This window comes from Acidaminococcales bacterium, from assembly GCA_031290885.1.
GTDB lineage: Bacteria > Bacillota > Negativicutes > Acidaminococcales > JAISLQ01 > JAISLQ01.
In genome coordinates this window covers 1-21988 of record JAISLQ010000030.1, presented here as the reverse complement: position 1 = coordinate 21988, position 21988 = coordinate 1, and the positions used below count along the sequence as shown (strand labels likewise).

Annotated in this window: 38 protein-coding genes; 4 read left to right on the top strand and 34 right to left on the bottom strand. The window is 56.8% G+C overall.

From position 1 onward, the window contains the following. Window positions 1–511: 511 nt before the first annotated feature. Both scfB and scfA read right to left on the bottom strand, forming a co-directional pair. Window positions 512–1876, bottom strand: a complete 1365-nt coding sequence (gene scfB, locus LBO03_03835; GenBank protein ID MDR3348726.1) for a thioether cross-link-forming SCIFF peptide maturase — start codon at window positions 1874–1876, stop codon at window positions 512–514. 57 nt (window positions 1877–1933) lie between these two features. After that, window positions 1934–2077: a six-cysteine ranthipeptide SCIFF gene (gene scfA / locus LBO03_03830; GenBank protein ID MDR3348725.1), complete on the bottom strand. Its 144-nt coding sequence runs from the start codon at window positions 2075–2077 to the stop codon at window positions 1934–1936. Window positions 2078–2878: 801 nt separating this feature from the next. Between scfA and LBO03_03825 the strand changes: the two genes are divergently transcribed. Genes LBO03_03825 through trpA form a run of 4 tightly spaced genes read left to right on the top strand, consistent with a single transcriptional unit; the run spans window position 2879 to window position 6238 of the window. Further along, window positions 2879–3511, top strand: coding sequence for a phosphoribosylanthranilate isomerase (locus tag LBO03_03825; GenBank protein MDR3348724.1), 633 nt, complete (start codon window positions 2879–2881; stop codon window positions 3509–3511). Further along, window positions 3504–4259: an indole-3-glycerol phosphate synthase TrpC gene (locus LBO03_03820; protein ID MDR3348723.1), complete on the top strand. Its 756-nt coding sequence runs from the start codon at window positions 3504–3506 to the stop codon at window positions 4257–4259. The genes LBO03_03825 and LBO03_03820 overlap by 8 nt, the downstream gene beginning before the upstream one ends. A gap of 12 nt (window positions 4260–4271) precedes the next feature. Beyond that, window positions 4272–5462, top strand: a complete 1191-nt coding sequence (trpB, locus tag LBO03_03815; GenBank protein MDR3348722.1) for a tryptophan synthase subunit beta — start codon at window positions 4272–4274, stop codon at window positions 5460–5462. Further along, window positions 5459–6238, top strand: a complete 780-nt coding sequence (gene trpA / locus LBO03_03810) for a tryptophan synthase subunit alpha (GenBank protein MDR3348721.1) — start codon at window positions 5459–5461, stop codon at window positions 6236–6238. Before trpB ends, trpA begins: the two co-directional genes overlap by 4 nt. Window positions 6239–6432: 194 nt before the next feature. On the opposite strand, the gene rplQ is transcribed toward trpA, so the two are convergent. From rplQ to tuf, 32 genes are all read right to left on the bottom strand, one after another. Then, window positions 6433–6771 carry a 50S ribosomal protein L17 gene (gene rplQ, locus LBO03_03805; protein MDR3348720.1) on the bottom strand — a complete coding sequence of 113 codons (339 nt, stop codon included), beginning with the start codon at window positions 6769–6771 and terminating at the stop codon, window positions 6433–6435. Window positions 6772–6785: 14 nt separating this feature from the next. After that, window positions 6786–7745, bottom strand: coding sequence for a DNA-directed RNA polymerase subunit alpha (locus tag LBO03_03800; protein MDR3348719.1), 960 nt, complete (start codon window positions 7743–7745; stop codon window positions 6786–6788). A gap of 61 nt (window positions 7746–7806) precedes the next feature. Continuing rightward, window positions 7807–8400, bottom strand: coding sequence for a 30S ribosomal protein S4 (gene rpsD / locus LBO03_03795; protein ID MDR3348718.1), 594 nt, complete (start codon window positions 8398–8400; stop codon window positions 7807–7809). 18 nt (window positions 8401–8418) lie between these two features. Beyond that, window positions 8419–8814, bottom strand: a complete 396-nt coding sequence (rpsK, locus tag LBO03_03790) for a 30S ribosomal protein S11 (protein ID MDR3348717.1) — start codon at window positions 8812–8814, stop codon at window positions 8419–8421. A gap of 26 nt (window positions 8815–8840) precedes the next feature. Next, complete coding sequence (gene rpsM / locus LBO03_03785) at window positions 8841–9209, bottom strand: 30S ribosomal protein S13 (protein MDR3348716.1); 369 nt, start codon at window positions 9207–9209, stop codon at window positions 8841–8843. 16 nt (window positions 9210–9225) lie between these two features. Further along, window positions 9226–9339 carry a 50S ribosomal protein L36 gene (rpmJ, locus tag LBO03_03780; GenBank protein ID MDR3348715.1) on the bottom strand — a complete coding sequence of 38 codons (114 nt, stop codon included), beginning with the start codon at window positions 9337–9339 and terminating at the stop codon, window positions 9226–9228. A gap of 28 nt (window positions 9340–9367) precedes the next feature. Then, window positions 9368–9586 (bottom strand): translation initiation factor IF-1, encoded by a 219-nt coding sequence (gene infA, locus LBO03_03775; GenBank protein ID MDR3348714.1) that lies wholly within the window; start codon window positions 9584–9586, stop codon window positions 9368–9370. 37 nt (window positions 9587–9623) lie between these two features. Next, window positions 9624–10370 carry a type I methionyl aminopeptidase gene (gene map / locus LBO03_03770; GenBank protein MDR3348713.1) on the bottom strand — a complete coding sequence of 249 codons (747 nt, stop codon included), beginning with the start codon at window positions 10368–10370 and terminating at the stop codon, window positions 9624–9626. Next, the gene (locus tag LBO03_03765) at window positions 10367–11020 is read right to left on the bottom strand and encodes an adenylate kinase (GenBank protein MDR3348712.1); all 654 of its coding nucleotides are present in this window, start codon (window positions 11018–11020) and stop codon (window positions 10367–10369) included. The genes map and LBO03_03765 overlap by 4 nt, the downstream gene beginning before the upstream one ends. A gap of 14 nt (window positions 11021–11034) precedes the next feature. Then, window positions 11035–12291 (bottom strand): preprotein translocase subunit SecY, encoded by a 1257-nt coding sequence (secY, locus tag LBO03_03760; protein ID MDR3348711.1) that lies wholly within the window; start codon window positions 12289–12291, stop codon window positions 11035–11037. Beyond that, window positions 12292–12732, bottom strand: coding sequence for a 50S ribosomal protein L15 (gene rplO / locus LBO03_03755; GenBank protein MDR3348710.1), 441 nt, complete (start codon window positions 12730–12732; stop codon window positions 12292–12294). It abuts the gene before it with no gap. Beyond that, window positions 12729–12938, bottom strand: coding sequence for a 50S ribosomal protein L30 (gene rpmD, locus LBO03_03750; GenBank protein MDR3348709.1), 210 nt, complete (start codon window positions 12936–12938; stop codon window positions 12729–12731). The genes rplO and rpmD overlap by 4 nt, the downstream gene beginning before the upstream one ends. Before the next feature lies 1 nt (window position 12939). After that, window positions 12940–13449, bottom strand: a complete 510-nt coding sequence (gene rpsE / locus LBO03_03745; protein MDR3348708.1) for a 30S ribosomal protein S5 — start codon at window positions 13447–13449, stop codon at window positions 12940–12942. A gap of 16 nt (window positions 13450–13465) precedes the next feature. After that, window positions 13466–13828, bottom strand: coding sequence for a 50S ribosomal protein L18 (gene rplR / locus LBO03_03740; GenBank protein MDR3348707.1), 363 nt, complete (start codon window positions 13826–13828; stop codon window positions 13466–13468). 78 nt (window positions 13829–13906) lie between these two features. Beyond that, window positions 13907–14455, bottom strand: a complete 549-nt coding sequence (gene rplF, locus LBO03_03735; protein ID MDR3348706.1) for a 50S ribosomal protein L6 — start codon at window positions 14453–14455, stop codon at window positions 13907–13909. Between the two features lie 27 nt (window positions 14456–14482). After that, on the bottom strand, window positions 14483–14884 hold the full coding sequence (rpsH, locus tag LBO03_03730; GenBank protein ID MDR3348705.1) for a 30S ribosomal protein S8: 402 nt from the start codon (window positions 14882–14884) through the stop codon (window positions 14483–14485). A gap of 28 nt (window positions 14885–14912) precedes the next feature. Further along, window positions 14913–15098 carry a type Z 30S ribosomal protein S14 gene (locus tag LBO03_03725; protein MDR3348704.1) on the bottom strand — a complete coding sequence of 62 codons (186 nt, stop codon included), beginning with the start codon at window positions 15096–15098 and terminating at the stop codon, window positions 14913–14915. A 16-nt stretch (window positions 15099–15114) separates the two neighbouring features. Then, window positions 15115–15672 carry a 50S ribosomal protein L5 gene (rplE, locus tag LBO03_03720; protein ID MDR3348703.1) on the bottom strand — a complete coding sequence of 186 codons (558 nt, stop codon included), beginning with the start codon at window positions 15670–15672 and terminating at the stop codon, window positions 15115–15117. A 26-nt stretch (window positions 15673–15698) separates the two neighbouring features. Then, window positions 15699–16013, bottom strand: a complete 315-nt coding sequence (gene rplX / locus LBO03_03715) for a 50S ribosomal protein L24 (GenBank protein ID MDR3348702.1) — start codon at window positions 16011–16013, stop codon at window positions 15699–15701. A 47-nt stretch (window positions 16014–16060) separates the two neighbouring features. Next, window positions 16061–16429: a 50S ribosomal protein L14 gene (gene rplN, locus LBO03_03710; protein MDR3348701.1), complete on the bottom strand. Its 369-nt coding sequence runs from the start codon at window positions 16427–16429 to the stop codon at window positions 16061–16063. Window positions 16430–16465: 36 nt separating this feature from the next. Next, window positions 16466–16702, bottom strand: a complete 237-nt coding sequence (gene rpsQ, locus LBO03_03705) for a 30S ribosomal protein S17 (GenBank protein MDR3348700.1) — start codon at window positions 16700–16702, stop codon at window positions 16466–16468. A gap of 60 nt (window positions 16703–16762) precedes the next feature. Continuing rightward, complete coding sequence (gene rpmC, locus LBO03_03700) at window positions 16763–16957, bottom strand: 50S ribosomal protein L29 (GenBank protein MDR3348699.1); 195 nt, start codon at window positions 16955–16957, stop codon at window positions 16763–16765. Beyond that, window positions 16954–17418 (bottom strand): 50S ribosomal protein L16, encoded by a 465-nt coding sequence (gene rplP / locus LBO03_03695; protein MDR3348698.1) that lies wholly within the window; start codon window positions 17416–17418, stop codon window positions 16954–16956. The genes rpmC and rplP overlap by 4 nt, the downstream gene beginning before the upstream one ends. Then, a complete protein-coding gene (gene rpsC / locus LBO03_03690; GenBank protein MDR3348697.1) occupies window positions 17418–18095 on the bottom strand; it encodes a 30S ribosomal protein S3 in 678 nt (225 codons plus the stop codon). The genes rplP and rpsC overlap by 1 nt, the downstream gene beginning before the upstream one ends. 27 nt (window positions 18096–18122) lie before the next feature. Continuing rightward, window positions 18123–18455 (bottom strand): 50S ribosomal protein L22, encoded by a 333-nt coding sequence (gene rplV / locus LBO03_03685; GenBank protein MDR3348696.1) that lies wholly within the window; start codon window positions 18453–18455, stop codon window positions 18123–18125. 18 nt (window positions 18456–18473) lie between these two features. Then, complete coding sequence (gene rpsS / locus LBO03_03680; protein MDR3348695.1) at window positions 18474–18746, bottom strand: 30S ribosomal protein S19; 273 nt, start codon at window positions 18744–18746, stop codon at window positions 18474–18476. A gap of 25 nt (window positions 18747–18771) precedes the next feature. Then, on the bottom strand, window positions 18772–19602 hold the full coding sequence (gene rplB, locus LBO03_03675; GenBank protein MDR3348694.1) for a 50S ribosomal protein L2: 831 nt from the start codon (window positions 19600–19602) through the stop codon (window positions 18772–18774). A gap of 32 nt (window positions 19603–19634) precedes the next feature. Next, the gene (gene rplW / locus LBO03_03670; GenBank protein ID MDR3348693.1) at window positions 19635–19925 is read right to left on the bottom strand and encodes a 50S ribosomal protein L23; all 291 of its coding nucleotides are present in this window, start codon (window positions 19923–19925) and stop codon (window positions 19635–19637) included. After that, window positions 19925–20554 (bottom strand): 50S ribosomal protein L4, encoded by a 630-nt coding sequence (rplD, locus tag LBO03_03665; protein ID MDR3348692.1) that lies wholly within the window; start codon window positions 20552–20554, stop codon window positions 19925–19927. Before rplD ends, rplW begins: the two co-directional genes overlap by 1 nt. 30 nt (window positions 20555–20584) lie before the next feature. Continuing rightward, the gene (gene rplC, locus LBO03_03660) at window positions 20585–21226 is read right to left on the bottom strand and encodes a 50S ribosomal protein L3 (GenBank protein ID MDR3348691.1); all 642 of its coding nucleotides are present in this window, start codon (window positions 21224–21226) and stop codon (window positions 20585–20587) included. A gap of 16 nt (window positions 21227–21242) precedes the next feature. Next, window positions 21243–21554 (bottom strand): 30S ribosomal protein S10, encoded by a 312-nt coding sequence (gene rpsJ, locus LBO03_03655; protein MDR3348690.1) that lies wholly within the window; start codon window positions 21552–21554, stop codon window positions 21243–21245. A 203-nt stretch (window positions 21555–21757) separates the two neighbouring features. Next, window positions 21758–21988 (bottom strand): elongation factor Tu (tuf, locus tag LBO03_03650; GenBank protein ID MDR3348689.1); only part of this gene is annotated, 231 nt, incomplete at its 5' end.

Below are 21988 nucleotides of genomic sequence, written 5' to 3'. Positions count from 1 at the left end.
CTAAGTATAGCAATCCCACGCCCGCCCCGGGGCAAAATAAAAATGCCGGAAACCCGGCATTTGACGCGCAAATAAAAAAACGGCAGGTAACACTTTACACAATTCTGTTACCCGCCCGGTTTGCCGCCAGACAAAGCGGCGATAAAATCAGCCGGAAACAGAATGTAGAAAATGTTACCTGTCGTTCGATTGCAAGCCGCCTGTAGAGCCGTCCGGCTGCTTTCAGGGGAGAGGCGCCCCGTGCGAACAAATAAAATCAAAACACGGTAACGCCGGTGTTTGCCGGCAAAAGGGAAAAACAGCAGGTAACATTCTACATTCTGCTGCCTGCCGCCGCCCACCCGGGAAAACGCGCCGGATGGACGTTTTTGTTTTGCCGCCATATATTCACGCTATCATAATATACAACTTGCGCCGCGTTGTCAAATAAAAAAATGTTCCGCCCCCGGCAAGGCTTTTTTATGCCGCCGTTTGTAAGGGCGGCGCTTTAGCAAGCTTTTCGCGGCCATCGTCAGCCCGGCGGGTTTGCCGCCCGCCCGTCCGCGCGCAGAGATTGCACGGCGATGGCACATTCTATGCGCTTTTTCTGCAAGGCGCAGCCGATCCGGTAAGGCTTTTTAATGTCGCCGTTTATAAGGTCGGCGTTGGCGTGGCAGCCGCCGCCGCAATAAAAGCGCGCCCAGCAATCGGCGCAATCCGGCTTGTTGAGCACATGCGCCCGGCGAAAGCGCGCGCCGATGTCCGGGCGCGCAATGCCGGTTTCGAGATTGCCCAAAAGGTAATTTCGCCGCCCCACGAATTGATGGCAGGGGTAAATGTCCCCCTCCGGGGTAACGGCGAAATATTCATGCCCCGCGCCGCAGCCGGCCAGCCGTTTGCGCAGGCAGGGCCCGTTGTCCAAAGCCAAGTTAAAGTGGAAAAAATCAAAAGCGGCGCCGGCCGCGCAACTTTCCAAGTAAAAATCCGCCAGTTTTTCATATTCGGCGTAAATCCGCGGCAGATCGGCTTCGTCGATCCGAAAGGCGGCGTCCTTTTCCACCACCGGCTCAAGCGACAGCCGCCGGCCTATGGCTGCCAGATGGCGCGCGTCTTCGGCAAAGTCGAGATTTTCCTTTGTATAAGTGCCGCGCAGATAGTAGTTCGTCCCCCCGCGTTTGGCAATCGCCCGCCCGAAAGCCGCCCGCGCCTGCCCATAACTGCCGCCGCCGCCCGGCAGCGGGCGCATGCGGTCATGCACCTGGGGCCGCCCGTCCAGGCTAAGGACCAGGGCGACAGCGTTTTCGTCCAGAAAATCCTGCATAAGCTCATCCAGCAAGAGGCCGTTGGTGGTCAGGGTGAGCTTGATTTCTTTGCCGGTTTCGCGCTCCCTTTGCCGGGCGTACTTTATCAAATGCTTTACCGTCTGCTGATTTACCAAGGGTTCGCCGCCGAAAAAATCTATGTCGATATGCTTGCGCCCCTTGCTGCCGGCAATGGCGAATTCCACCGCCCGCTCGCCCGTGCCGGCGCCCATCAGCGAACGGCCGCCGCCGAAACCGCCCGCGCCGGCGAAACAGTAGCGGCAGCGCAGGTTGCAGTCATGCGCGACGTTGAGGCAAAGCGACTTTACCAGCGGTTCTTCGGCAAAGGCCCCCTCTATTTTCGGCAGGGGCGAAAACAGCAGCCCTTCGCCGATAAGTTCGTCCAGTTCCGCCAAGGCTTCGTTTATTTCGCCTTCCGGATAAACATTGTTAAAAGCCGCTTTGGTTTGCAGGTGGTTTGTCCCGTCAAAAACGTCCAAAAGGTCGTAAAGCAGCCGGTCGGCAAGATGCACAGCCCCGCTGTTCACGTCAAGGACGATGAAATTGCCGCGAAAGGAAAATTTATGTGTCAGCAAAAGCGGCCGCCCCCGTTCCCCAAGGCGTTATTTTGCGCCCGCCTGCGGCAAAGCCGTTCAGCGCTTCTCGCAGGCCTGGTTGCCTACCGTGCAGGAAGTTTTGCAGGCCGACTGGCAGGACGACGGACATTCGCCGCAACCGCCCGTACGCAAGGTTTTCGCCAAGTCGCCTTTGTTTATGGTTCGTACGTGTTTTTTCATGGTTTGCGCCCTCCCGGCATTTAATCGTTTGTCTTTCCCTATTGTATAATCCGGCGCCCCCGCGCGTCAAGCTTTTGCGCCGCCGACAGGGCAAACAATGCAAGATCAATATATTTTGCAAAAATCTTAATATTTTTTGGTTTGGGCACTATAGCGATTGCATCCTCCACGCCGCAAAAATGCGGCTCGCATTTTTCGGCCAACTCTGCGCCCGCAAAGAATTCCGTTATCTTTGGCCCTCTTTCTTCTCCCATGCTTTCACTGTATCTTAATCTCCCCTGCCCTTTTGGAAAATTGATTGCCGTGCTTTCCCGCCGATCCTTATTGACAAACCAAACGTGTACGGTTATGATTAGAGAAAAATAGGGAAAAGGCGAAGAACGGGACAAGCAGTTTTGCAGGCTTTTTTCAAGCGAGCCGGCGGCCAGGCGCCGGATGTGCGATGGCCGGCATTAAGGCGCGACAGGAATGGCCCCGGGAGTTTTTCGGCTGAACGCGCCCCAAGTGCCGGCAGGCTGTTGCGGATGCCCCCGTTGCCGGGCCATGGCATAGGCTTCGGCCTGTGCCGGACAAAGGGAAAGGTTGCCTTTTGGCGTTAGGATGGCGGCGCGGACCGTCCGTCCCTGCGGATGGGGATTTTGTTTGTTTCCTGTCAAAGGAGGGCTTTCCGAAAAAGGATGGCATCACGGCCTGTTCGTTCCTGCGGAACGGACAGGCCTGTTTTTTGCCGCCGGACAAAGGCCGGTCAAGGGCGGGAGCAACCGGCGCCGAAATATCTTCAAAGGGACGGGGCGGAAAAAGATGGGGCGAAAAACTAAAATAAAAATCTGCGGCGCAAAAACGCCGCAAGCGGCGTTTGCCGCCCAAGAGGCGGGAGCGGATTTCATCGGCGTGATTTTTGCGGACAGCGCCCGCCGGGTGGACGTGGACGCGGCCCGCCGGATAAGGGAGGCTGCCGGCAGCGTCCTTTTGGTCGGCGTGTTCAAGGACCAGCCGCTCGCTTTTGTCTTGTCGGCGCTTGAACGGTGCGGGTTGGACGCCGTGCAGCTGCACGGCAGCGAGCCGCCGGAATGGTTGGATGAAATCAGCCTGCCGGTTTTTCGCAGCGTGGCGGTCAGGGCGGACGGCAAGTTTTCCTTTCCTTTGGATCGGTGGCGGAAGGCGCGCGCCTTTGTCTTTGACCGCGCCCGCGCCGACGGCGCGAGCGGCGGCGCGGGCACGCCTTTTTGCTGGCGCGGCCTGGAGCTGGGCACCCTGGCGGCGAAAGCGGTTGTCGCGGGCGGGCTGACGCCGGGCAACGTCGGAGAAGCGATCAAGGCCCTGCGCCCTTGCGCCGTGGACGTGGCGGGCGGCGTTGAGATAAACGGCGAAAAATCGCCGGCGTTGATCCAGGAATTTATAAAAAAGGCGCGAGAGGCGGACAGCGATGCTTGAACAGATAGTGGCGAAACAAAAACTGGCCTTGGAAAAAACTATGCGGGATGTTCCTTTGTCCTCTTTCGAGCGGAGGATTGAAAAAAGAGGGGGCGCTTTCGGCCAAAAAATAAAAACGTCCGGCTGGACGCTAATCGCCGAATGCAAGCTGGCATCGCCGGCCAAAGGCGCTCTTTGCCCGGGGGAAACGGCGCCGGGGCTTGCCCGCGTTTACGAAGCCAACGGCGCGGCCGCCCTTTCCGTCCACACCAACGGGCATTTCCTCGGCAAAGCGCAGGATTTGGCGGCCGTCCGAAGGGGCACCGGTTTGCCGGTTATGCGCAAAGAATTTATCGTTCACCCCTATCAGATCTATGAAACGGCTTTCCTTGGAGCCGACGCCCTGCTCCTCATTGCGCGCATCCTCGAGCGAAAGCGCCTGGCGGAATTTATCGCCGAAGCCGACGGCCTCGGGCTGGACTGCTTGGTCGAGGCGCACGACGAGGCGGACATAGATAAAAGCTTGGAGGCCGGCGCCGGGATAATCGGCATAAACAACCGCGACCTTGCGAATTTTGCAACGGACATCAATGTGTCGCTGCGCCTTTTTCCCCGCTGCGCGGGCAAACCGGCCATAAGCGAAAGCGGGATAAAAAACGGGAAAGACGCCGCGCTATTGAAGGGGGCGGGCTTTAAGGGCATACTGGTTGGCGAGGCCCTGGTCACGGCGGGCGACATTGGCCAAAAAACACGGGAGATGGCTTTATGAGGAGGCTTGAAAATGATCAAAGAGTTGCCTGACAAAAGAGGGAAATTCGGCGGTTTCGGCGGGCGCTTTGTGCCGGAGACGGTAATGCCGGCGTTAATCAATCTGGAAAAAGAGTATCTTAGGCTGCGCCGGGACAGGGGCTTTCAAAGCGAACTCCGGCGCTGGCTGCGCGGCTACGCCGGACGCCCTACCATCCTTTACCGGGCTGAACGCCTGAGCAAACATTACGGGCGGGCGGCCATTTATTTGAAAAGGGAAGATCTTTTGCATACCGGCGCGCATAAAATAAACAACGCCATCGGGCAGGCGCTTTTGGCGCGGCGCATGGGCAAAGCCCGGGCGGTGGCGGAAACGGGCGCGGGGCAGCACGGCGTGGCCGCGGCAACCGCCTGCGCTTTGTTCGGTTTAAAGTGCGTCGTTTACATGGGCGAAGAAGATATGGAAAGGCAAAGGCTCAACGTCTTTCGCATGCGCATGCTGGGCGCCGAGGTGCGCCCGGTCGCTTCCGGCACGGGCACTTTAAAGGACGCCACCAGCGAAGCCATCCGCGATTGGGTCGCCAATGTGCGCGATACCCATTATATCTTGGGCACGGCCGCCGGACCTCACCCTTACCCGTTGCTGGTCCGGGACTTCCAGTCGGTCATTGGCCGGGAAACCAAGGCGCAGGCCGCCAAGGAAGGGCTGCAAATACGCAAGGTCATCGCGTGCGTCGGCGGCGGCAGCAACGCGATCGGGATGTTCTTTCCCTTCCGCAATGACCGCTCCATAGAAAAAATCGGCGTGGAAGCGGGCGGCCGCGGCCTTGAACGGGAAAACGCCGCCACCATCAATTGCGGCCGGCCGGGCTTTCTGCATGGTTCTTACAGTTATCTCATGCAAGACGGCGAAGGCCAGGTGCTGCCGGTTTATTCTCTCTCCGCCGGGCTTGACTATCCCGGCGTGGGGCCGGAACATTCCTATTACCACGAAACGGGCGCGGCGCGGTACGCGGCGGCAACCGACGACGAGGCCATAGAGGCTTTCCAGCTCCTGACCAAGCTTGAGGGCATAATACCGGCGCTGGAAAGCGCGCACGCTTTAGCCTACCTCGAAACGGCCATGCCGGAAACCGCGCCGGGGGAAGCGGTAATCGTCTGCCTGTCGGGCCGGGGGGACAAAGACGTGGAAATGGTGGAAAAATATCTGGGAGGGAAAAAATGATGGACAAAATCGCCCGGGCGCTTACAGGCAAAAAAGGATTGATCGCCTATGTCACGGCCGGATTCCCGGACTACGCGGAGTGTGAGAGAGCCGTGCTGGCGGCCGTAGAAGAAGGCGCGGACGTGATTGAGTTAGGCCTTCCTTTTTCCGATCCCCTGGCCGACGGCCCGATATTGCAAAAGGCCAGCGCGGACGCGCTGGCCGCCGGGTCTACGACGGAAAAGACTTTGCGCCTGGCAAAGGGGCTGCGGCAAAAGACCGCCGCGCCGCTTTTGGTCATGTCTTATATCAACCCCATTGCCGCCTTCGGCGTCAAAAAATTCGCCGCCGAAGCCGCCGAAGCCGGAATTGACGGCTTGATCCTGCCGGACGTGCCGGAAGAAGAAAAAGACGTCGCCGCCATCGAATTAGACCGGCGCGGGCTCAGCCGCATCCCTTTTGTCGCGCCGACCAGCGGCGAAGAACGGATCGCCGCTATTTGCGGCAAGGCGCAAACCGGCTTTATTTATTGTCTGGCCCGCACGGGAGTTACCGGCGCGGGCGGCGGTTTCGACCGGGATACGGAAACCCTGGTCAGGACGGCGCGCAAATACGCGCGGCTGCCCATAGCCATCGGCTTTGGCATAACGGATGCCAAAGCCGCCCGTCAAGCGGCGGAATATGCCGACGCCGCCATCGTGGGCAGCGCGTTGGTAGACACCCTGCGCCAAGGCGGCGCCCCGGCGGTGGGAAGTTTTGTCCGCTCCCTGCGCCGGGAACTCGACCGCTGCGGGTAGCGCCATCATAATGGGAAAACCGGCCATAAAGCCCGGGTGCCAGCTTTGGAATGTTCGCCCCGGTTCGCGGCGGGAATCAGTTCCTCCGCCACTTTTGCCGCACGGAAAGCATAGTGGCGCGCCCGCCCCGGCAGGGGCGGCTCGGCGCAGCAAAAAAAGGGCGGAACTTCGCCCTTTTTTTGCTGCGCATGACGCTAAACCAGTTCGATTATCGCCATTTCCGCAGCATCCCCCCGCCGCGGCCCCAGACGGTAGATGCGCGTGTAGCCGCCCGGGCGGTCTTTGTATTTAGGCGCTATTTCGTCAAAAAGTTTTTTAACTACTTTCTCGCTCATGAGAAAAGCCGCCGCCTGGCGGCGGGCGTGCAGGTCGCCGCGTTTGGCCAGCGTGATCATTTTCGCGGACATTTTGCTGATCTCTTTTGCTTTGGCAATGGTCGTTTGTATTTTCTCGTGCTGGAAAAGCGACGTTACAATCCCGCGAAACAGCGCGCGGCGGGCGCTTGAGTTGCGGCCCAGTTTTCTGTAAGCCATTTTCGTCCCCCCCCTTAATCGTAAATGCTTTCTTTTTTAAGCGCAAGGCCCAAGTCGGCCAGCCTTTTTTTTACTTCTTCCAAGGACTTGCGCCCAAGGTTGCGCACTTTCATCATGTCGGCCTCGGTTTTCTGCGCAAGGTCCTTTACCGTGTTTATGCCGGCGCGTTTAAGGCAATTGTGCGAGCGCACGGACAGGTCCAAGTCGTCAATGGTCATGTTCATGGACCCGTCCCCGCCGACATCCTCGGCGACGTCGCCGACGTCCGGGCCGGGCGCCTCCGGCAAGACTACCAAGTTCTGGAAGAGCTGCAGATAGCCGATCAGTATGGTCGCCGCTTTGCTGACGGCTTCGCCGGGGTCGACGCTGCCGTCCGTCCAAACTTCCAGCGTCAGTTTGTCGTAGTTGGTAACATTGCCGACGCGGGTGTCGGTTACGCCGAATTTTACGCGCACGATCGGCGAGTAAATGCTGTCAACCGGTATGACGCCGATCGCCTGGTCCGGCTGTTTGTTTTTTTCCGCCGGGACGTAGCCGGCGCCGTTGTCGACGAAAATTTCCATGCCAAGGCGCGCGCCTTTGTCCAAGGTGGCGATCACATGGCTGGGGTTCAATATTTCTATGTCGCTGTCGCCCTTTATGGCGGCGGCAGTTACAACCTGCTCGCCGTCGGCTTCTATGCGGAGAGTTTTCGGTTCGTTGGCATAGTTTTTGAAACAGAGTTCTTTTATGTTAAGGATGATATCTGTAACGTCTTCTTTTACTCCCGGTATGGTGGAAAATTCATGCAGCACGCCGTCGATTTTTACCGCCGTTACCGCCGTGCCCGGCAGGGACGACAAAAGCACGCGCCTGAGGCTGTTGCCGAGAGTGATTCCGTACCCGCGCTCCAACGGTTCCCAGAAAAATTTGCCGTAGCGCCCGTCTTCGCTCAGTTCAGCTATCACCATTTTAGGTTTTTCTATTTCTATCATGAAAACCCTCCTGTCGTATACGCATTTTCTCCTACGTTAGCTGCTAAAATTAGAGGGCCGATTATTTTGAATATAGTTCGACGATCAAATGCTCGGCGATCGGCGCGTCTATTTCCGCGCGCGCGGGCAAACGGTCGACTTTCCCTGTCATGGTGTCCTTGTTGTAAGTCAGCCAGGCCGGTACGGACGCCGGCCCCGTGAGTTCGGCGATCGCCTTGAAGTATTCGCTTGTGCGGCTTTTTTCCCGGATGCCGACGACGTCGCCCGCTTTGACGATGGCGGAGGGTATGTCGAGGCGCCGGCCATTGACGAGGATGTGCCCGTGCGTTACCAACTGGCGCGCCTGCCTGCGAGTGCTGGCAAGCCCCAAGCGGAAAACTACGTTGTCGATCCTTCTTTCCAGGAGGTTGAGCAGGTTCTCGCCGGTAACTCCCTGCATTTTTTTCGCTTTTTCGTAGTATCTTTTAAAGGGCCTTTCCAAAATGCCGTATATGAATTTCGCCTTTTGTTTTTCTCTGAGCTGTATGCCGTATTCGCTCGGTTTTTTGTTGGTGCGTTTGGGCTGGACCTTCGATTTTTTGCTCAGCCCGATGATCCCCGGCTCCAAGCCGAGCGAACGGCATCTTTTAAGCGCGGGCGCTCTGTCAATTGCCATCAGATTTCAACCTCCTCATTAAACTCTTCTGCGTTTGGGCGGGCGGCAGCCGTTATGCGGGATAGGCGTAACGTCCTTGATGGAATTTACTTCCAGCCCGGTGGCCTGCAAGGAGCGTATGGCCGCTTCGCGCCCGGCGCCCGGCCCTTTCACAAATACTTCTATCTTTTTAAGGCCGTGTTCCATGGCGGCTTTGGCGGCTTGCTCGGCCGCCGTCTGCGCGGCGAAGGGCGTACTTTTCCTTGAGCCGCGAAAACCCAGCCCGCCGGACGATGCCCAGCTGATGGTGCTGCCCTTTATGTCGGTTATCGTGATGATGGTATTGTTGAAGGTGGAACGGATATGGGCGACACCATGCTCAATATTTTTGCGCTCTTTTTTCTTGGTGCGGACAACTTTTTTTGTGGCAGCCACTAAAACAATCCCTCCTCAAATATAGTTTATTTTTTCCTGCCCCCGGCCGTACGTTTAGGTCCTTTGCGCGTGCGCGCGTTGGTCTTGGTGTTCTGGCCGCGCACGGGCAGCCCGGCGCGGTGGCGGCGCCCGCGGTAAGAGCCGATTTCAACCAGCCGCTTTATGTTGAGGGATTCTTCGCGGCGAAGGTCGCCCTCCGTTTTATATTCTTTGTCAATAATTTCGCGCAGCCTGGCTATTTCTTCTTCCGTCAGGTCCCGCACTCTGGTGTCGGGGTTTATTTTGGTGCTTTTGAGTATTTCTTTGGACAGGGTAAGCCCTATGCCATAAATATACGGCAAAGCGTATTCTATACGTTTGTCGCGCGGCAAGTCTACGCCGGAAATACGCGCCATGGGTGTTGCCTCCTTATCATCCTTGTTTTTGTTTGTGTTTGGGGTTTTCGCAAATGACCATGACATTGCCTTTGCGCTTTATGACTTTGCATTTTTCGCAGATGGCTTTGACAGACGGTCTGACTTTCATGATTTGCCCTCCTTGCTGCTTGCCGGATTCATTTGAAGCGGTAAGTGATGCGGCCGCGGTTTAAGTCGTACGGCGTCAGTTCCACCGTAACTTTGTCGCCGGGCAGTATTTTGATGAAATTCATCCGTATCTTGCCCGATATATGGGCAAGTATGGTAGGCCCGTTCTCCAGCTTGACCTTGAACATCGCGTTCGGCAGAGCCTCGACGATCGTCCCCGGAACTTCTATGGCGTCCTGTTTGGCCACTCGGTATACCTCCTCATACTTTCTTTACAACATACCGTCATAGTTTTGTCAATATTTCCGGGCCGTCCCCGGTTATGGCCACGGTATGCTCAAAGTGTGCGGACGGTTTTCCATCCAGCGTTACGACGGTCCAATTGTCATTCAGAGCCTTCACTTGCCAGCCGCCCGAATTGACCATCGGTTCGATAGCTACAACCATTCCGCTTTTTAAAACCGGGCCGGCGTTTTCCGGGCCAAAGTTCGGAATCTGCGGGTCCTCGTGCATCCGGCGGCCGATCCCATGCCCTACGTAATCGCGCACCACGTTGAAGCCGGCCGTTTCGGCGCACGTTTGCACCGCGTGGGATATTTTCCCTATGCGATTGCCGGCCACGGCTTGTTCTATGCCTTTATGCAAAGATTCTGCGGTAATTTTCAGGAGCCGCTCAACGTCAGGGGCAATTTTCCCCACCGGAAAAGTTATGGCGGCATCCCCGTTGTACCCTTCGATAAGCACCCCTATGTCGACGCTTATGATGTCGCCTTCTTTCAGCCTGCGCCGGCCGGGTATGCCGTGGACCACTTCGTCGTTGACCGACAGGCAGATGTTTCCGGGAAAGCCGTACAGCCCTTTGAAAGCCGGGACGCCGCCTTCTTTGACTATGGCTTTTCTGGCCGTTTCGTCAAGTTCCATTGTCGTAACGCCGGGCTTTACGGCGCGGCCGACGGCAGACAGGGCCATTGCCGTTATCCGGCCGGCTTTGCGCATTATTTCTATTTCCCTGGCCGATTTGCAAATTATCATGGCGTTTTGCCGGACAGCAGCGCAACGATCGCGGCAAAAACTTCTTTTATGCTTTTGGTCCCGTCGATTTCGGTGTAGCGCCCATGACGGGAGTAGTATTCGATCAGCGGCCTGGTCTGCGCGTTATAGACCTCGACGCGCTTTTTGACCGTCTCTTCCCGGTCGTCGTCGCGCTGATAGAGGGCGCCGCCGCATTTGTCGCAAATGCCGTCCGCCTTCGGCGGGTTGTAGAGCATGTGGTAATTGGCGCCGCAAACTTTGCAGCTGCGCCGCCCGACAATGCGGTTGATCAGCTCGCCGTCGGGAACGTGTATGTCTATGACCGCGTCCAGGTTTATTGACAGTTCCGCCAGCAGCCCGTCAAGCGCAAGGGCTTGCTCCTTTGTCCTCGGGAACCCGTCAAGGATGAAGCCCTTTTGGTTTTCTTTCTTGGAAAGGCTCTCGCGCATTATGCCTATGGTTACGGCATCCGGCACCAACTGCCCGGCGTCCATGTAGCGCCTGGCCTCTTTGCCCAGTTCCGTGCCGGCCTTTACCGCCGCCCGGAACATGTCGCCGGTGGATATGTGCGGCACGCGGTATTTTCCCGCCAAAAGGTCCGCTTGCGTGCCCTTGCCGGCACCGGGCGGCCCCATCATTAATATGAACATATATCGCCCGCCTCCTACTTCATAAATCCCTGATAATGGCGCATCAGGACAAGCGATTCTATTTGTTTCATAGTGTCAAGGGCGACGCCGACGACAATCAAAAGGGCGGTGCCGCCGAAATAAACGCCCTGTATATCGGTCAGGAGCGCCACGAAGTTCGGCAGTATGGCTATAATGGCCAGAAAGACGGCGCCGACTAAGTTTATGCGCGCCATTATGCGCTCAAGGTATTCCGCCGTCGGCTTGCCGGGGCGTATTCCCGGTATAAAGCCGCCGTATTTTTTCATGTTGTCCGCCATGTCAGGGATGTTCATGCTTATTTCCGAGTAAAAATAGGTGAAGCCGATGATCAAAAGTACATAAAGAAGCGTTTGCAAGGGCGAGCCCCAAGCAAACCAGCCCGTTACCGTCCGCACCCATTCCACGTTGACGAACTGCCCGATGGTAGTGGGGAACATGAGCACCGACGAGGCGAAGATTATCGGTATTACGCCGGCCTGGTTCACTTTGAGCGGTATATAGCTGGTATGCCCGCCGTACATTTTGCGTCCGACGACCCTTTTGGCGTAATGCACGGAAACTTTCCTCATGCCTTGCTGAATCGCTATGACAAACACTATCATGGCCGCCGCGATGGCCAAGAACAAAACGACGTTCAATATGCTGATGGTCCCCGCCTGCAAGTATTGGACGATGATCCCGAGCCCGTCCGGAAGGCGGGAGACGACGCCGGCGAAAATTATCAGCGATATGCCGTTGCCTATGCCCTTTTCCGTCATTTGTTCGCCGATCCACATGAGCAGTACCGTGCCGGCGGTCAGGGTGAGCGCAACGATCAGGATGTTGAAGAAGCTGGGGCTGTGCATGGCCGCACGCAGGCCGTAAGCCATGCCCACGGCTTGGAGCAAGCCCAGCCCGACTGTGCCGTACCTGGTGAACTGGGTGATCTTCTTGCGCCCGTCCGCCCCTTCCTTGCTCAGTTTCTCCAGCGACGGCACGACCACCGTCAAGAGCTGGAGTATGATCGAGGCGTTGATGTAGGGCGTAATGCTCATGGCGAATATGGAGAATTTGCTCAAGGCGCCGCCGGCGAAAAGATCCAGCAGCCCGAAAAGGTTGCCGCTGGCAAAAAGCTGCTCAATCGCCGCCGGATCCACTCCCGGAACCGGTATGTGCGCCCCGATGCGAAAGACCGCGAACATCAGCAGGGTAAAAACCAGTTTGCTTCTAAGCTCGGTGATCCTGACGATATTGCCCAGAGATGACAGCAATCAAATCACCTCTGCTTTTCCGCCGGCCGCCTCGATTTTTTCGCGCGCGCTTTGGGAAAAGCCCGTAGCCCTCACGGTAAGGGCGCGGTTCAGTTCGCCGTCGCCCAGTATCCGCACGCCATCGCGCAGGTTTTTTGTCAGGCCGCGCTCAATCAAGGCAACCGGGTCCACCGTTTCGCCGTCCGCAAAAACATTGAGCGCCTTTACGTTTATTGCCACGAATTCTTTGCCGAATTTGTTGTGGAACCCGCGTTTGGGCAGCCGCAGGTAAAGCGGCCTTTGCCCGCCTTCAAACCCCGGCCTGGTGCCGCCGCCGGAACGCGAATTCTGCCCTTTCTGCCCCCGGCCGCAAGTTTTGCCAAGTCCGGAACCAAGGCCGCGCCCCACGCGCACCGATTTCTTCCTCGAACCCGGCGCGGGGGACAGTTCGTGCAATTTCATGAGGTTACCTCCTTGTCCTGGCTTTCAATGTTTTCTTCTATTGCCAGCAGATGTTCCACTTTGCGTATCATGCCGCGGATGGCCGGCGTATCGTTTTTGAGCGCGCTCGAGTGCATTTTCCCGAGCCCCAGCGCCTTCACGGTGGCGCGCTGGTCTTTCGGCCTTCCAATCAGGCTCCTGGTCAAGGTAACTTTTATTTGTTTCATCTCAAGCCTCCCTGCCCAGCAGTTCGCGTACCGTCCGCCCGCGCATCCTGGCTACGTCCTCCGCCCGCTTGAGCTGGCGCAGGCCGTCCAATGTAGCGCGCACGACATTGTTGGGGTTTTTGCTGCCCAAAGATTTGGTCAATATATCATGAATGCCCGCCATCTCCAGCACGGCGCGCACCGCGCCGCCGGCAATGACGCCGGTCCCTTCGGTCGCCGGTTTCAAAAGCACCTTCCCCGCGCCAAACTCGCCTGTTACTTGGTGCGGTATGGTCGTTTTCACCACAGGCACGTCGATCATGTTCTTTTTGGCGTCTTCCACGCCTTTCCTTATGGCTTCGGGAACTTCGGACGCCTTGCCGAGCCCCATGCCCACATGGCCGTTTTCGTCGCCGACCACCACCAGGGCGCTGAAGGAAAATCTGCGCCCGCCCTTTACTACTTTGGCGACGCGGTTGATGAACACTACCTTTTCTTTCGTCTCCAGTTCCTTGTAATCAATATGGGCCACTTGCGTTCCCCCTTTCTTAAAAATCCAGCCCCGCTTCGCGGGCGGCGGCGGCCAGCGCGGCCACGCGCCCGTGGTAGATATAGCCGCCGCGGTCAAAAACCACTTTTGTCACGCCTTTTGCCAGCGCGCGTTCGGCAACGAGCGCGCCCACTATTTTAGCGGCCGCCACATTGCCGCCACTTTCCAATTTGTGCCCTTTGTCGATGGAACTTGCCGCAGCGATCGTCTCGCCTGTTTCATCGTTTATGATCTGGGCGTAGATGTTGCTGAGGCTACGGAAAACATTCAGCCGCGGCCGCTCTTTGGTGCCTTTTATGGTTTTCCGGCTCCGCAGATGGCGTTTGCGGCGCTGCGCGGCTTTGTCAAATTTCTTGAACAAGCTGTCCCCTCTCCTTTCCTGGCCGCGCCGCTACGCGGCGGGCAGCCTTCTTAAACGCGGCGCGCCCTGGGGCCCCGCCTATTTCTTGCCTTTGGCCCCGGCTTTGCCGACTTTGCGCCTTATGCGCTCGCCTTCGTATTTTATGCCTTTGCCTTTGTACGGTTCGGGTTTGCGCAAGGCGCGGATCTGAGCCGCGATCTCGCCGACCGTTTCTTTGTTGGCGCCCATGACCACTATGCGGTTGGGGGCGGGCACGTCAAAACTTATGCCCCCGGGGGGCTCGACGACCACCGGGTGGGAAAACCCCAAAGTAAGGTTAAGATTGTTGCCCGCCTTTGCGGCGCGGTAGCCCACGCCCGCGATTTCCAGGGTTTTCGCGTACCCGGCCGATACGCCTGTCACCATGTTGGCGATAAGCGTACGGGAAAGCCCGTGCAGCGACCGGTGCCCTTTTTCGTCGGAAGGGCGCGCCACCGTAAGCGTGGAACCTTCCAGCTTTACGATCATATCTTTGTTTATCTGCCGGGACAGTTCGCCTTTGGCGCCTTTTACCGTAACAAGATTGTCTTTTATGTTCACCGTTACCCCGGCGGGGATAACAATAGGCATTTTCCCTATTCTGGACACCTTTCAAGCACCTCCTTGCCGGATGATTTACCAGACGTAAGCTATAACTTCGCCGCCAAGACCTGCCTTCCTGGCCGATTTGTCGGTCATAAGCCCTTGGGACGTCGATACGATCGCTATCCCCAGGCCGCCCAATACGCGCGGCAGCTGGTCTTTTTTGGCGTAAACGCGCAGCCCCGGTTTGGAGATGCGTTTTATCCCCGTAATGACTTTGACGCGGTTGGGGCCGTATTTCAGAACTATCCGTATTATGTTTTGCTTGCTGTCGGGAATTTTTTCATAGTCTTTTATAAAACCTTCCGCTTTTAAGAGAGCGGCAATGGCTTCTTTTATATTAGAGCCCGGGATCTCCACTTTCTCGTGCAGAACCGAGTTGGCGTTTCTTATGCGGGTCAACATGTCGGCGATCGGATCAGTGGCCATAACCATACTAAAATACCCTCCTTCCCATAGTCTTCTACCAGCTTGCTTTCGTCACTCCGGGGATAGCGCCCTGGTAGCTGTATTTGCGGAAACAAATGCGGCAGATGCCAAATTTGCGCATGTAGGCGTGCGGGCGCCCGCAAAGCTTGCAGCGGTTGTGTTTGCGCACCTTGAATTTAGGCTCGGCTTTCCATTTTTCGATAAGAGCTGTTCTTGCCACTATATTTTCCTCCTTATCACGCGCCGAAGGGCATGCCGAGAAGCCGCAAAAGCTCCCTGGCTTCCTCGTCGGTCCTGGCGGTCGTAACGATCACTATGTCCATGCCCCGTATTTTATCTATCTGATCGTAGTTTATTTCCGGAAAGACCAACTGCTCTTTCATGCCGAGCGCGTAATTGCCGCGCCCATCGAAGGAGGAGGGGTTGACGCCCCGAAAGTCGCGCACGCGCGGAAGGGCTATGTTTATCAGTTTGTCAAGGAAATAGTACATGCGGCTGCCCCGCAGGGTAACTTTCGTGCCGATGGACATGCCCTGGCGCAGCTTGAAAGCGGCGATGGATTTTTTTGCTTTGGTAACGATGGGTTTCTGCCCGGCGATCGCCGTAAGGTCCGCAACCGCCGAATCCAGCGTTTTCGGGTTGCCGACGGCCTCTCCCACGCCCATGTTGATAATTACCTTCTCCAGCTTGGGAATCTGCATGACGTTTTTATAGCCAAACTTGTCTGCCATGCCTTTGACCGCCTCGGACAGGTATTTTTCCTGAAGCCTTGGTTTGGACTGCGTTTCGCCCATTAAACGGCGCCTCCTTTCAAAGAGTGTTATTTATCGATATTTTCCCCGCATTTTTTACAGGCGCGGACAAATTTGCCGTCAGGAAGCTGGTTTTTCTTGATACGGGTAGCTTTTTTGCAGGACGGGCATATAAGCATGACGTTTGAGGACGAAACCGGCGCTTCTTTGACGATGATGCCGCCCTGGGCGTTCTTTTGGTTGGGCTTGGTATGACGCTTCACTTTGTTGACGCCTTCGACGACCACGCGCATATTTTTGGGCTGCGCTTCGATTATCTTGCCTTCCCGGCCTTTGTCTTTGCCGGCCAGGACAAGCACTTTGTCGCCTTTTTTTACGTGCAGTTTGTTGGCCATGCCTTAAACACCTCCTTCGGTTAGAATCCCCATCCTCAAAGCACCTCGGGCGCCAAGGAAATAATCTTCATGAAGTCCTTGTCGCGCAGCTCGCGGGCTACCGGCCCGAATATGCGCGTGCCGCGCGGGGTTTTGTCTTCCTTTATGACCACCGCGGCGTTTTCGTCAAACCTGATGTAAGTGCCGTCCGGCCGGCGCAAACCTTTGTGGGAGCGCACCACGACCGCCTTGACCACTTCGCCTTTTTTGACAACGCCACCGGGCGATGCGTCTTTTACGGCGCAAACAATAATGTCGCCGATATTGGCGTACCGGCGGAAGGACCCGCCAAGCACGCGGATGCACAGGACTTTTTTCGCGCCGGTATTGTCCGCGACGTTGAGGATCGTCTGCTGTTGGATCATAATCTTGTCCCTCCTTGAAAATCAGCGCCAAACGCCTCATTTCGCTTTTTCGATGATTTTCGTCACCCGCCAGCGTTTGTCCTTGGACAGGGGGCGGGTCTGCATCAGTTCCACAATGTCGCCGACATGGCTTTCATTGTTTTCGTCATGCGCTTTGAATTTGACGGTTTTCTTCACGGCTTTATGATAAAGCGGATGCCGCACGACGCGTTCGATCGCGACTACGACCGTTTTGTTCATCTTGTCGCTGACAACCTTGCCGACGCGCGTCATCCTGTTGTTTCTCTCTTCCGACACTTAAAATCCTCCTTTTCGGGCGCCGCCTGGCGGCTTTTATCCTTCCAGTTCCCTTTGGCGCTGCACGGTCTTTATCCTGGCAATAGATTTTTTTACGTCCTTTATGCGCATTACATTGTCCAACTGTCCGGTAGCGGCCTGAAATCTCAGATTGAAAAGCTCGTCTTTAAGCCCGGCCAATTTTTGGTCAAGCTCGCCGGCGGTCAAATCGCGTATTTCCTTTGCCTTCATTGTGCATCACCACCCGCTTTTTCTGATTGCGCGGCGGCCGCGGCGTTTTCCAGGTCGGCCTTGCTCACGAACTTGGCCGCGATCGGCAGCTTGTTGGCCGCCAGGCGCATAGCCTCCTTGGCTTCCTCAAGCGAAACGCCGGCCATCTCAAACATCACCCGGCCCGGCTTGACGACCGCCACCCAGTATTCCGGCGACCCTTTGCCGCTGCCCATACGGGTTTCCGCCGGTTTGGCCGTTACCGGCTTGTCCGGGAATATTTTTATCCAAACCTGCCCGCCGCGTTTTATATAACGGGTCATGGCGATACGGGCGGCTTCTATTTGGCGGTTGGTTATCCACGACGGCTCAAGCGCCACCAGCCCGTATTCCCCGTGGCTGATCGTATTGCCGCGGCTGGCTTTGCCTTTCATCCGGCCGCGAAATTGTTTCCTGTATTTAGTCCTTTTCGGCAACAGCATTATTTGTCGCCCCCTTCCGCGCGGGGAGCGGCTTTTTCAACCGGTTTGCTTTCCGGCAGGATCTCGCCCTTGTATATCCAGACCTTGACGCCGATGCGCCCGTAAGTGGTACGGGCTTCGGCCGTGCCGTAATCAATGTCCGCCCGCAAAGTGTGAAGCGGTATGCTGCCTTCCCGGTATCCCTCGCTGCGGGCGATTTCCGCGCCGCCCAAACGTCCCCCCACCTGCACTTTTATTCCTTTTGCCCCGATGCGCATGGTGCGGATAACCGATTGTTTCATGGCGCGCCGGAAAGCTATGCGCCGCTCCAGCTGCGCGGCGATGTTTTCCGCCACCAGCACGGCGTTAAGGTCCGGCTGCTTGATTTCCTGGATGTTTATGTCGACTTGGCTGTCGGTGAACTGCCTAATTTCTTTTTTGAGGGCTTCGATGTTCGCGCCGCTGCGCCCGATGACCATGCCCGGCTTGGCGGTGTGGACTGTGACGCGCGTGCGGTTGGCGGCGCGTTCTATCTCAACACGGGCTATCCCGGCGGCAAAAAGTTTGGTTTTGACAAATTCGCGGATTCTTATGTCTTCAAGCAGAAATTTTTCGTAATCTTTGTCGGCGTACCATTTGGAGTCCCAGGTTTTGATGATGCCGACCCTAAGCCCATGCGGATTTACCTTTTGACCCACTATTTTTTTCCCTCCTTCGCGCTGAATTTATTTTTCTTTCACCATCACCGTGACATGGCTGGACCTTTTGAGTATCTTGAACGCCTGGCCGCGCGAGCGCGGGTGTATGCGCTTGATCGTCGGACCGCCGTCAACGTAGATTGTCGAAACAAAAAGCTCGTCGACGTTCATGCCGTAATTGTGTTCGGCGTTGGCCACCGCGGATTTGAGCACTTTTTCGATAACTTCCGACGCTACTTTCGGAGTGTGCTGCAAAATCGCGAACGCCTCGCCGATCGATTTGCCGCGGACGAGATCCGCCACTATGCGTACCTTGCGCGGCGCTATGCGGACATATTTCGCTATCGCCTTAGCTTCCAAAGTCAGCTCCCCTTTCTTTCATTTCGCGCCGGAAGTTTTCGCGTGGCCTTTGTAGGTGCGGGTAGGCGCGAATTCACCTAATTTGTGCCCCACCATGTCTTCGGTTACGTAAATCGGCACGTGCTTCCTTCCGTCATGCACGGCGATGGTATGCCCGACGAAATTGGGCAGTATGGTGGAACTGCGCGACCACGTCTTTATCACTTTTTTATCGTTGCCGGCATTGAGCGCGCTTATTTTCTTCAAAAGGCTCCCGTGGACGTAAGGTCCTTTTTTGATTGATCTGGACACTTATTTGGCCTCCTTTTCTGCCCGGTTATTTGGTCCGGCGTTTGACGATCAAACGGTCGGAATGTTTCTTTTTCTTGCGGGTACGGGTGCCGAAGGCGCATTTGCCCCAAGGAGTGACCGGATGTTTGCGCCCGACCGGCGAACGCCCTTCGCCGCCGCCGTGCGGATGGTCGCACGGGTTCATCGCGACGCCCCGGTTGGCCGGCCGGATGCCCAGCCAGCGCGAGCGCCCCGCTTTGCCGAGGGTAATGTTCTCATGCTCAAGGTTGCCGACCTGCCCAATCGTGGCGCGGCAATTGACGTGCACTTTCCTCAGTTCGCCCGAGGGCATGCGCAAAAGGGCGTAGTCGCCTTCTTTGGCCATAAGCTGCGCCCCCGCGCCGGCGGAACGGGCCAGTTGCCCGCCTTTGCCGATTTTCAGTTCGACGTTGTGCACAAGCGTTCCCAAAGGGATGTTTTTCAAGGGCAGGGCGTTGCCTGCCTTGATGTCGGCGTCCGGCCCGCTTACCACCATGTCGCCTGTTTTAAGCCCGTTGGGGGCGAGGATGTAGCGTTTCTCGCCGTCTTTGTAAAAAAGCAGCGCTATCCGGCAGGTCCTGTTCGGATCATATTCGATTGTCGCCACTTTGGCCGGCACGCCGTCTTTTGCGCGCTTGAAGTCGATTATGCGGTAAAGCCTCTTATGCCCGCCGCCGCGATGCCTGACCGTCAGGCGGCCCTGGTTGTTGCGCCCGGCCTTTTTGAAAAGCCGGCAGGTCAGCGTACGCTCCGGCTTGTCGGTCGTAAGTTCCTCAAAAGAAGCAACTGTCATAAACCTGCGGCCGGGAGAGTATGGCTTGAATGATTTTACTGGCATTTTTTTCCCTCCTTCTTGAACGTCAGGCAATATTACAGCCCTTCAAAAAATCCTATGGTCTGCCCTGGCGCCAATTTTACTATCGCTTTTTTATAATCGGGGCGCCGGCCCGAGTGCTTGCCCATTTTCTTTATCTTGCCCATGATGCGCATGGTGTTGACCGCCAGCACCTTTACTTTGAAAATCTCTTCCACCGCCTGCCTGATCTCTATTTTATTGGCGGCCATGGCCACTTTGAAAGTGTATTTGTTGTCTTGCATCATTTGCGCCGTTTTTTCCGTTATCATGGGGCGCAAGAGGACGTCGCGGGGATTTGCCGCCATTACGCGAGCACCTCCTCTATTCTTGCTATGGCGTCTTTCGCCAGAAGCACTTTTTGCGCGTTCAAAAGATCGTATACGTTGAGAAAGCTGTTGGACAGGGTCTTGACGCCCGGGATGTTCCTGGCCGATTTCAGCATGTTGACGTCAAGGCCGTTGGTTATGATCAGGGCTTTGCCCGCTCCCGCGCCAAAGCCGCCGAGCATTTTGACCGCGTCCTTGGTTTTGGGCTGGCCGAAGGTAAGGCCTTCCACCACTACCAGCTCGCCGGCCGCCACTTTATCGGAGAGAGCGCAGCGGATTGCCAGCCGCCGGGCTTTTCTCGGCATGGATTGTTTGTAGGAACGCGGATGCGGCCCGAAAACCGTGCCGCCGCCCACCCAAAGAGGCGAACGTATGCTGCCGGCGCGGGCGCGCCCCGTGCCTTTCTGCCGCCAGGGCTTTCTGCCGCCGCCCCGCACATGGCCGCGCGTCTTGGTGGAGGCGTTGCCCTGCCGCCACGAGGCCATCTGCATGACTACCGCCTGATGCACTACCGCTTCGTTCATAGGCACTCCGAATACTCTGTCAAGCAATTCTATTTCCTCGCCGGTTGGGTTGCCGGCGATGTCGTATACCGCAATTTTAGGCATTTAAGCTTCCTCCTTTCATAAACCGGCGGATCACTTGCCCGGTTTGACTGTGGTTCGCACAACAACAAAAGCGCCTTTGGGCCCTGGCACCGCGCCTTTGACCAGCATGAGGCTGCGTTCTTTGTCCACCCTCACCACCGTCAGGCGCTGGACGGTCGCCTTGACGCCGCCCATGCGCCCGGGCAGTTTTTTGCCTTTGAACACTTTGCCGCCCGGCCCGGACATCCTCGCCCCGATGGAGCCCGGCTCGCGGTGCGATTTGGAACCGTGGGTCATCAGGCCGCGGTGAAAATTGTGGCGCTTGATGCCGCCGGCGAAACCCTTGCCTTTGGATACGCCTGTTACGTCTATCAAGTCGCCCGCGGCGAATATGTCAACGTTTATTTCCTGTCCGGCCTGATATTCGGCCGGGCCGGCCAAACGCAATTCTCTGATGAAACGCACCGGCTGCGCGCCGGATTTGTCAAAATGCCCCTGCATCGGTTTTGTAACCAATTTTTTGCGTTTCGGGCCGAATCCTATCTGCAACGCGTCGTAGCCGTCATTTTCAACTGTCTTTACCTGCAGGACGCGGCATGGGCCCGCTTCCAGCACCGTTACCGGCAAGAGACGGCCTTCGTCGGTAAATATCTGCGTCATGCCGAGTTTTTTCGCCAAAATACCTTTTGCCATAGGGAGCCCCTCCTTTTTACAGTTTGATTTCAACGTCCACGCCCGCCGGCAGATCAAGGCGCATAAGCGCGTCGGCCGTCCTGGGCGTAGGCTCCAGTATGTCGATCAGCCGTTTGTGCGTGCGCATCTCAAACTGTTCGCGCGAGTCTTTGTTGACATGCGGCGAGCGTAAAATCGTGAAAACATTTTTTTCGGTGGGAAGGGGAATGGGGCCGCAGACCAAGGCGCCGGTGCGTTTGGCCGTTTCCACTATCCTGAGGGAACTTTGGTCAAGGGATTTGTAGTCATACCCTTTCAAGCGTATGCGAATCTTTTTTTGTTTTGACATTTGCAATGCTCCTCCTTGCCGCCCGGTTTCAAACCGGACATGCTCTGCGGAAATTCCCCCGGCGCGGCCGGGCCACCTCCCGCGTCATCGCTTTTTTATCTTTGGGCGCGGCAAGCCGCGCCGATTAAACTCAAGACCTACCGCCCTTTGCAAAACGCCATCCGGCGAGGGGCGGAAAGCCTTTTGCCCCTCGCCCGGTTTCGCTACTGATTTATCGAGACGACCACGCCGGAACCTACCGTGCGCCCGCCTTCACGGATGGCGAAACGCAGCTTCTCCTCTATCGCGATCGGCGTTATCAGTTCTATGTCCGTCGAGATGTTGTCCCCCGGCATGACCATCTCCACCCCTTCCGGCAGGGTTATCACGCCCGTAACGTCCGTCGTCCGAAAGTAAAACTGCGGCCGGTATCCGTTGAAGAACGGCGTGTGCCG

What these genes read in the sequence shown, in the direction of transcription:
- LBO03_03820 (MDR3348723.1), top strand. Translation starts at nt 3,504, where the DNA reads ATGCTTGAACAGATAGTGGCGAAACAAAAACTGGCCTTGGAAAAAACT.
- rpsJ (MDR3348690.1), bottom strand. Translation starts at nt 21,554, where the DNA reads ATGTCAAAACAAAAAAAGATTCGCATACGCTTGAAAGGGTATGACTAC.
- rpsQ (MDR3348700.1), bottom strand. Translation starts at nt 16,702, where the DNA reads ATGACGCGCGTCGGCAAGGTTGTCAGCGACAAGATGAACAAAACGGTC.
- rpsH (MDR3348705.1), bottom strand. Translation starts at nt 14,884, where the DNA reads ATGGTTATGGCCACTGATCCGATCGCCGACATGTTGACCCGCATAAGA.
- rpmC (MDR3348699.1), bottom strand. Translation starts at nt 16,957, where the DNA reads ATGAAGGCAAAGGAAATACGCGATTTGACCGCCGGCGAGCTTGACCAA.
- rpsM (MDR3348716.1), bottom strand. Translation starts at nt 9,209, where the DNA reads ATGGCGCGTATTTCCGGCGTAGACTTGCCGCGCGACAAACGTATAGAA.
- LBO03_03800 (MDR3348719.1), bottom strand. Translation starts at nt 7,745, where the DNA reads ATGATAGAAATAGAAAAACCTAAAATGGTGATAGCTGAACTGAGCGAA.
- rplW (MDR3348693.1), bottom strand. Translation starts at nt 19,925, where the DNA reads ATGGCGGCAAATCCCCGCGACGTCCTCTTGCGCCCCATGATAACGGAA.
- rpmD (MDR3348709.1), bottom strand. Translation starts at nt 12,938, where the DNA reads ATGAAACAAATAAAAGTTACCTTGACCAGGAGCCTGATTGGAAGGCCG.
- rplD (MDR3348692.1), bottom strand. Translation starts at nt 20,554, where the DNA reads ATGCCTAAAATTGCGGTATACGACATCGCCGGCAACCCAACCGGCGAG.
- rplC (MDR3348691.1), bottom strand. Translation starts at nt 21,226, where the DNA reads ATGGCAAAAGGTATTTTGGCGAAAAAACTCGGCATGACGCAGATATTT.
- LBO03_03765 (MDR3348712.1), bottom strand. Translation starts at nt 11,020, where the DNA reads ATGTTCATATTAATGATGGGGCCGCCCGGTGCCGGCAAGGGCACGCAA.
- rplP (MDR3348698.1), bottom strand. Translation starts at nt 17,418, where the DNA reads ATGCTGTTGCCGAAAAGGACTAAATACAGGAAACAATTTCGCGGCCGG.
- rpsD (MDR3348718.1), bottom strand. Translation starts at nt 8,400, where the DNA reads ATGGCAATTGACAGAGCGCCCGCGCTTAAAAGATGCCGTTCGCTCGGC.
- rplE (MDR3348703.1), bottom strand. Translation starts at nt 15,672, where the DNA reads ATGGGCGAAACGCAGTCCAAACCAAGGCTTCAGGAAAAATACCTGTCC.
- map (MDR3348713.1), bottom strand. Translation starts at nt 10,370, where the DNA reads ATGATAATTTGCAAATCGGCCAGGGAAATAGAAATAATGCGCAAAGCC.
- scfA (MDR3348725.1), bottom strand. Translation starts at nt 2,077, where the DNA reads ATGAAAAAACACGTACGAACCATAAACAAAGGCGACTTGGCGAAAACC.
- rplQ (MDR3348720.1), bottom strand. Translation starts at nt 6,771, where the DNA reads ATGGCTTACAGAAAACTGGGCCGCAACTCAAGCGCCCGCCGCGCGCTG.
- trpB (MDR3348722.1), top strand. Translation starts at nt 4,272, where the DNA reads ATGATCAAAGAGTTGCCTGACAAAAGAGGGAAATTCGGCGGTTTCGGC.
- rplO (MDR3348710.1), bottom strand. Translation starts at nt 12,732, where the DNA reads ATGAAATTGCACGAACTGTCCCCCGCGCCGGGTTCGAGGAAGAAATCG.
- rplB (MDR3348694.1), bottom strand. Translation starts at nt 19,602, where the DNA reads ATGCCAGTAAAATCATTCAAGCCATACTCTCCCGGCCGCAGGTTTATG.
- trpA (MDR3348721.1), top strand. Translation starts at nt 5,459, where the DNA reads ATGATGGACAAAATCGCCCGGGCGCTTACAGGCAAAAAAGGATTGATC.
- LBO03_03825 (MDR3348724.1), top strand. Translation starts at nt 2,879, where the DNA reads ATGGGGCGAAAAACTAAAATAAAAATCTGCGGCGCAAAAACGCCGCAA.
- rpmJ (MDR3348715.1), bottom strand. Translation starts at nt 9,339, where the DNA reads ATGAAAGTCAGACCGTCTGTCAAAGCCATCTGCGAAAAATGCAAAGTC.
- rplN (MDR3348701.1), bottom strand. Translation starts at nt 16,429, where the DNA reads ATGATCCAACAGCAGACGATCCTCAACGTCGCGGACAATACCGGCGCG.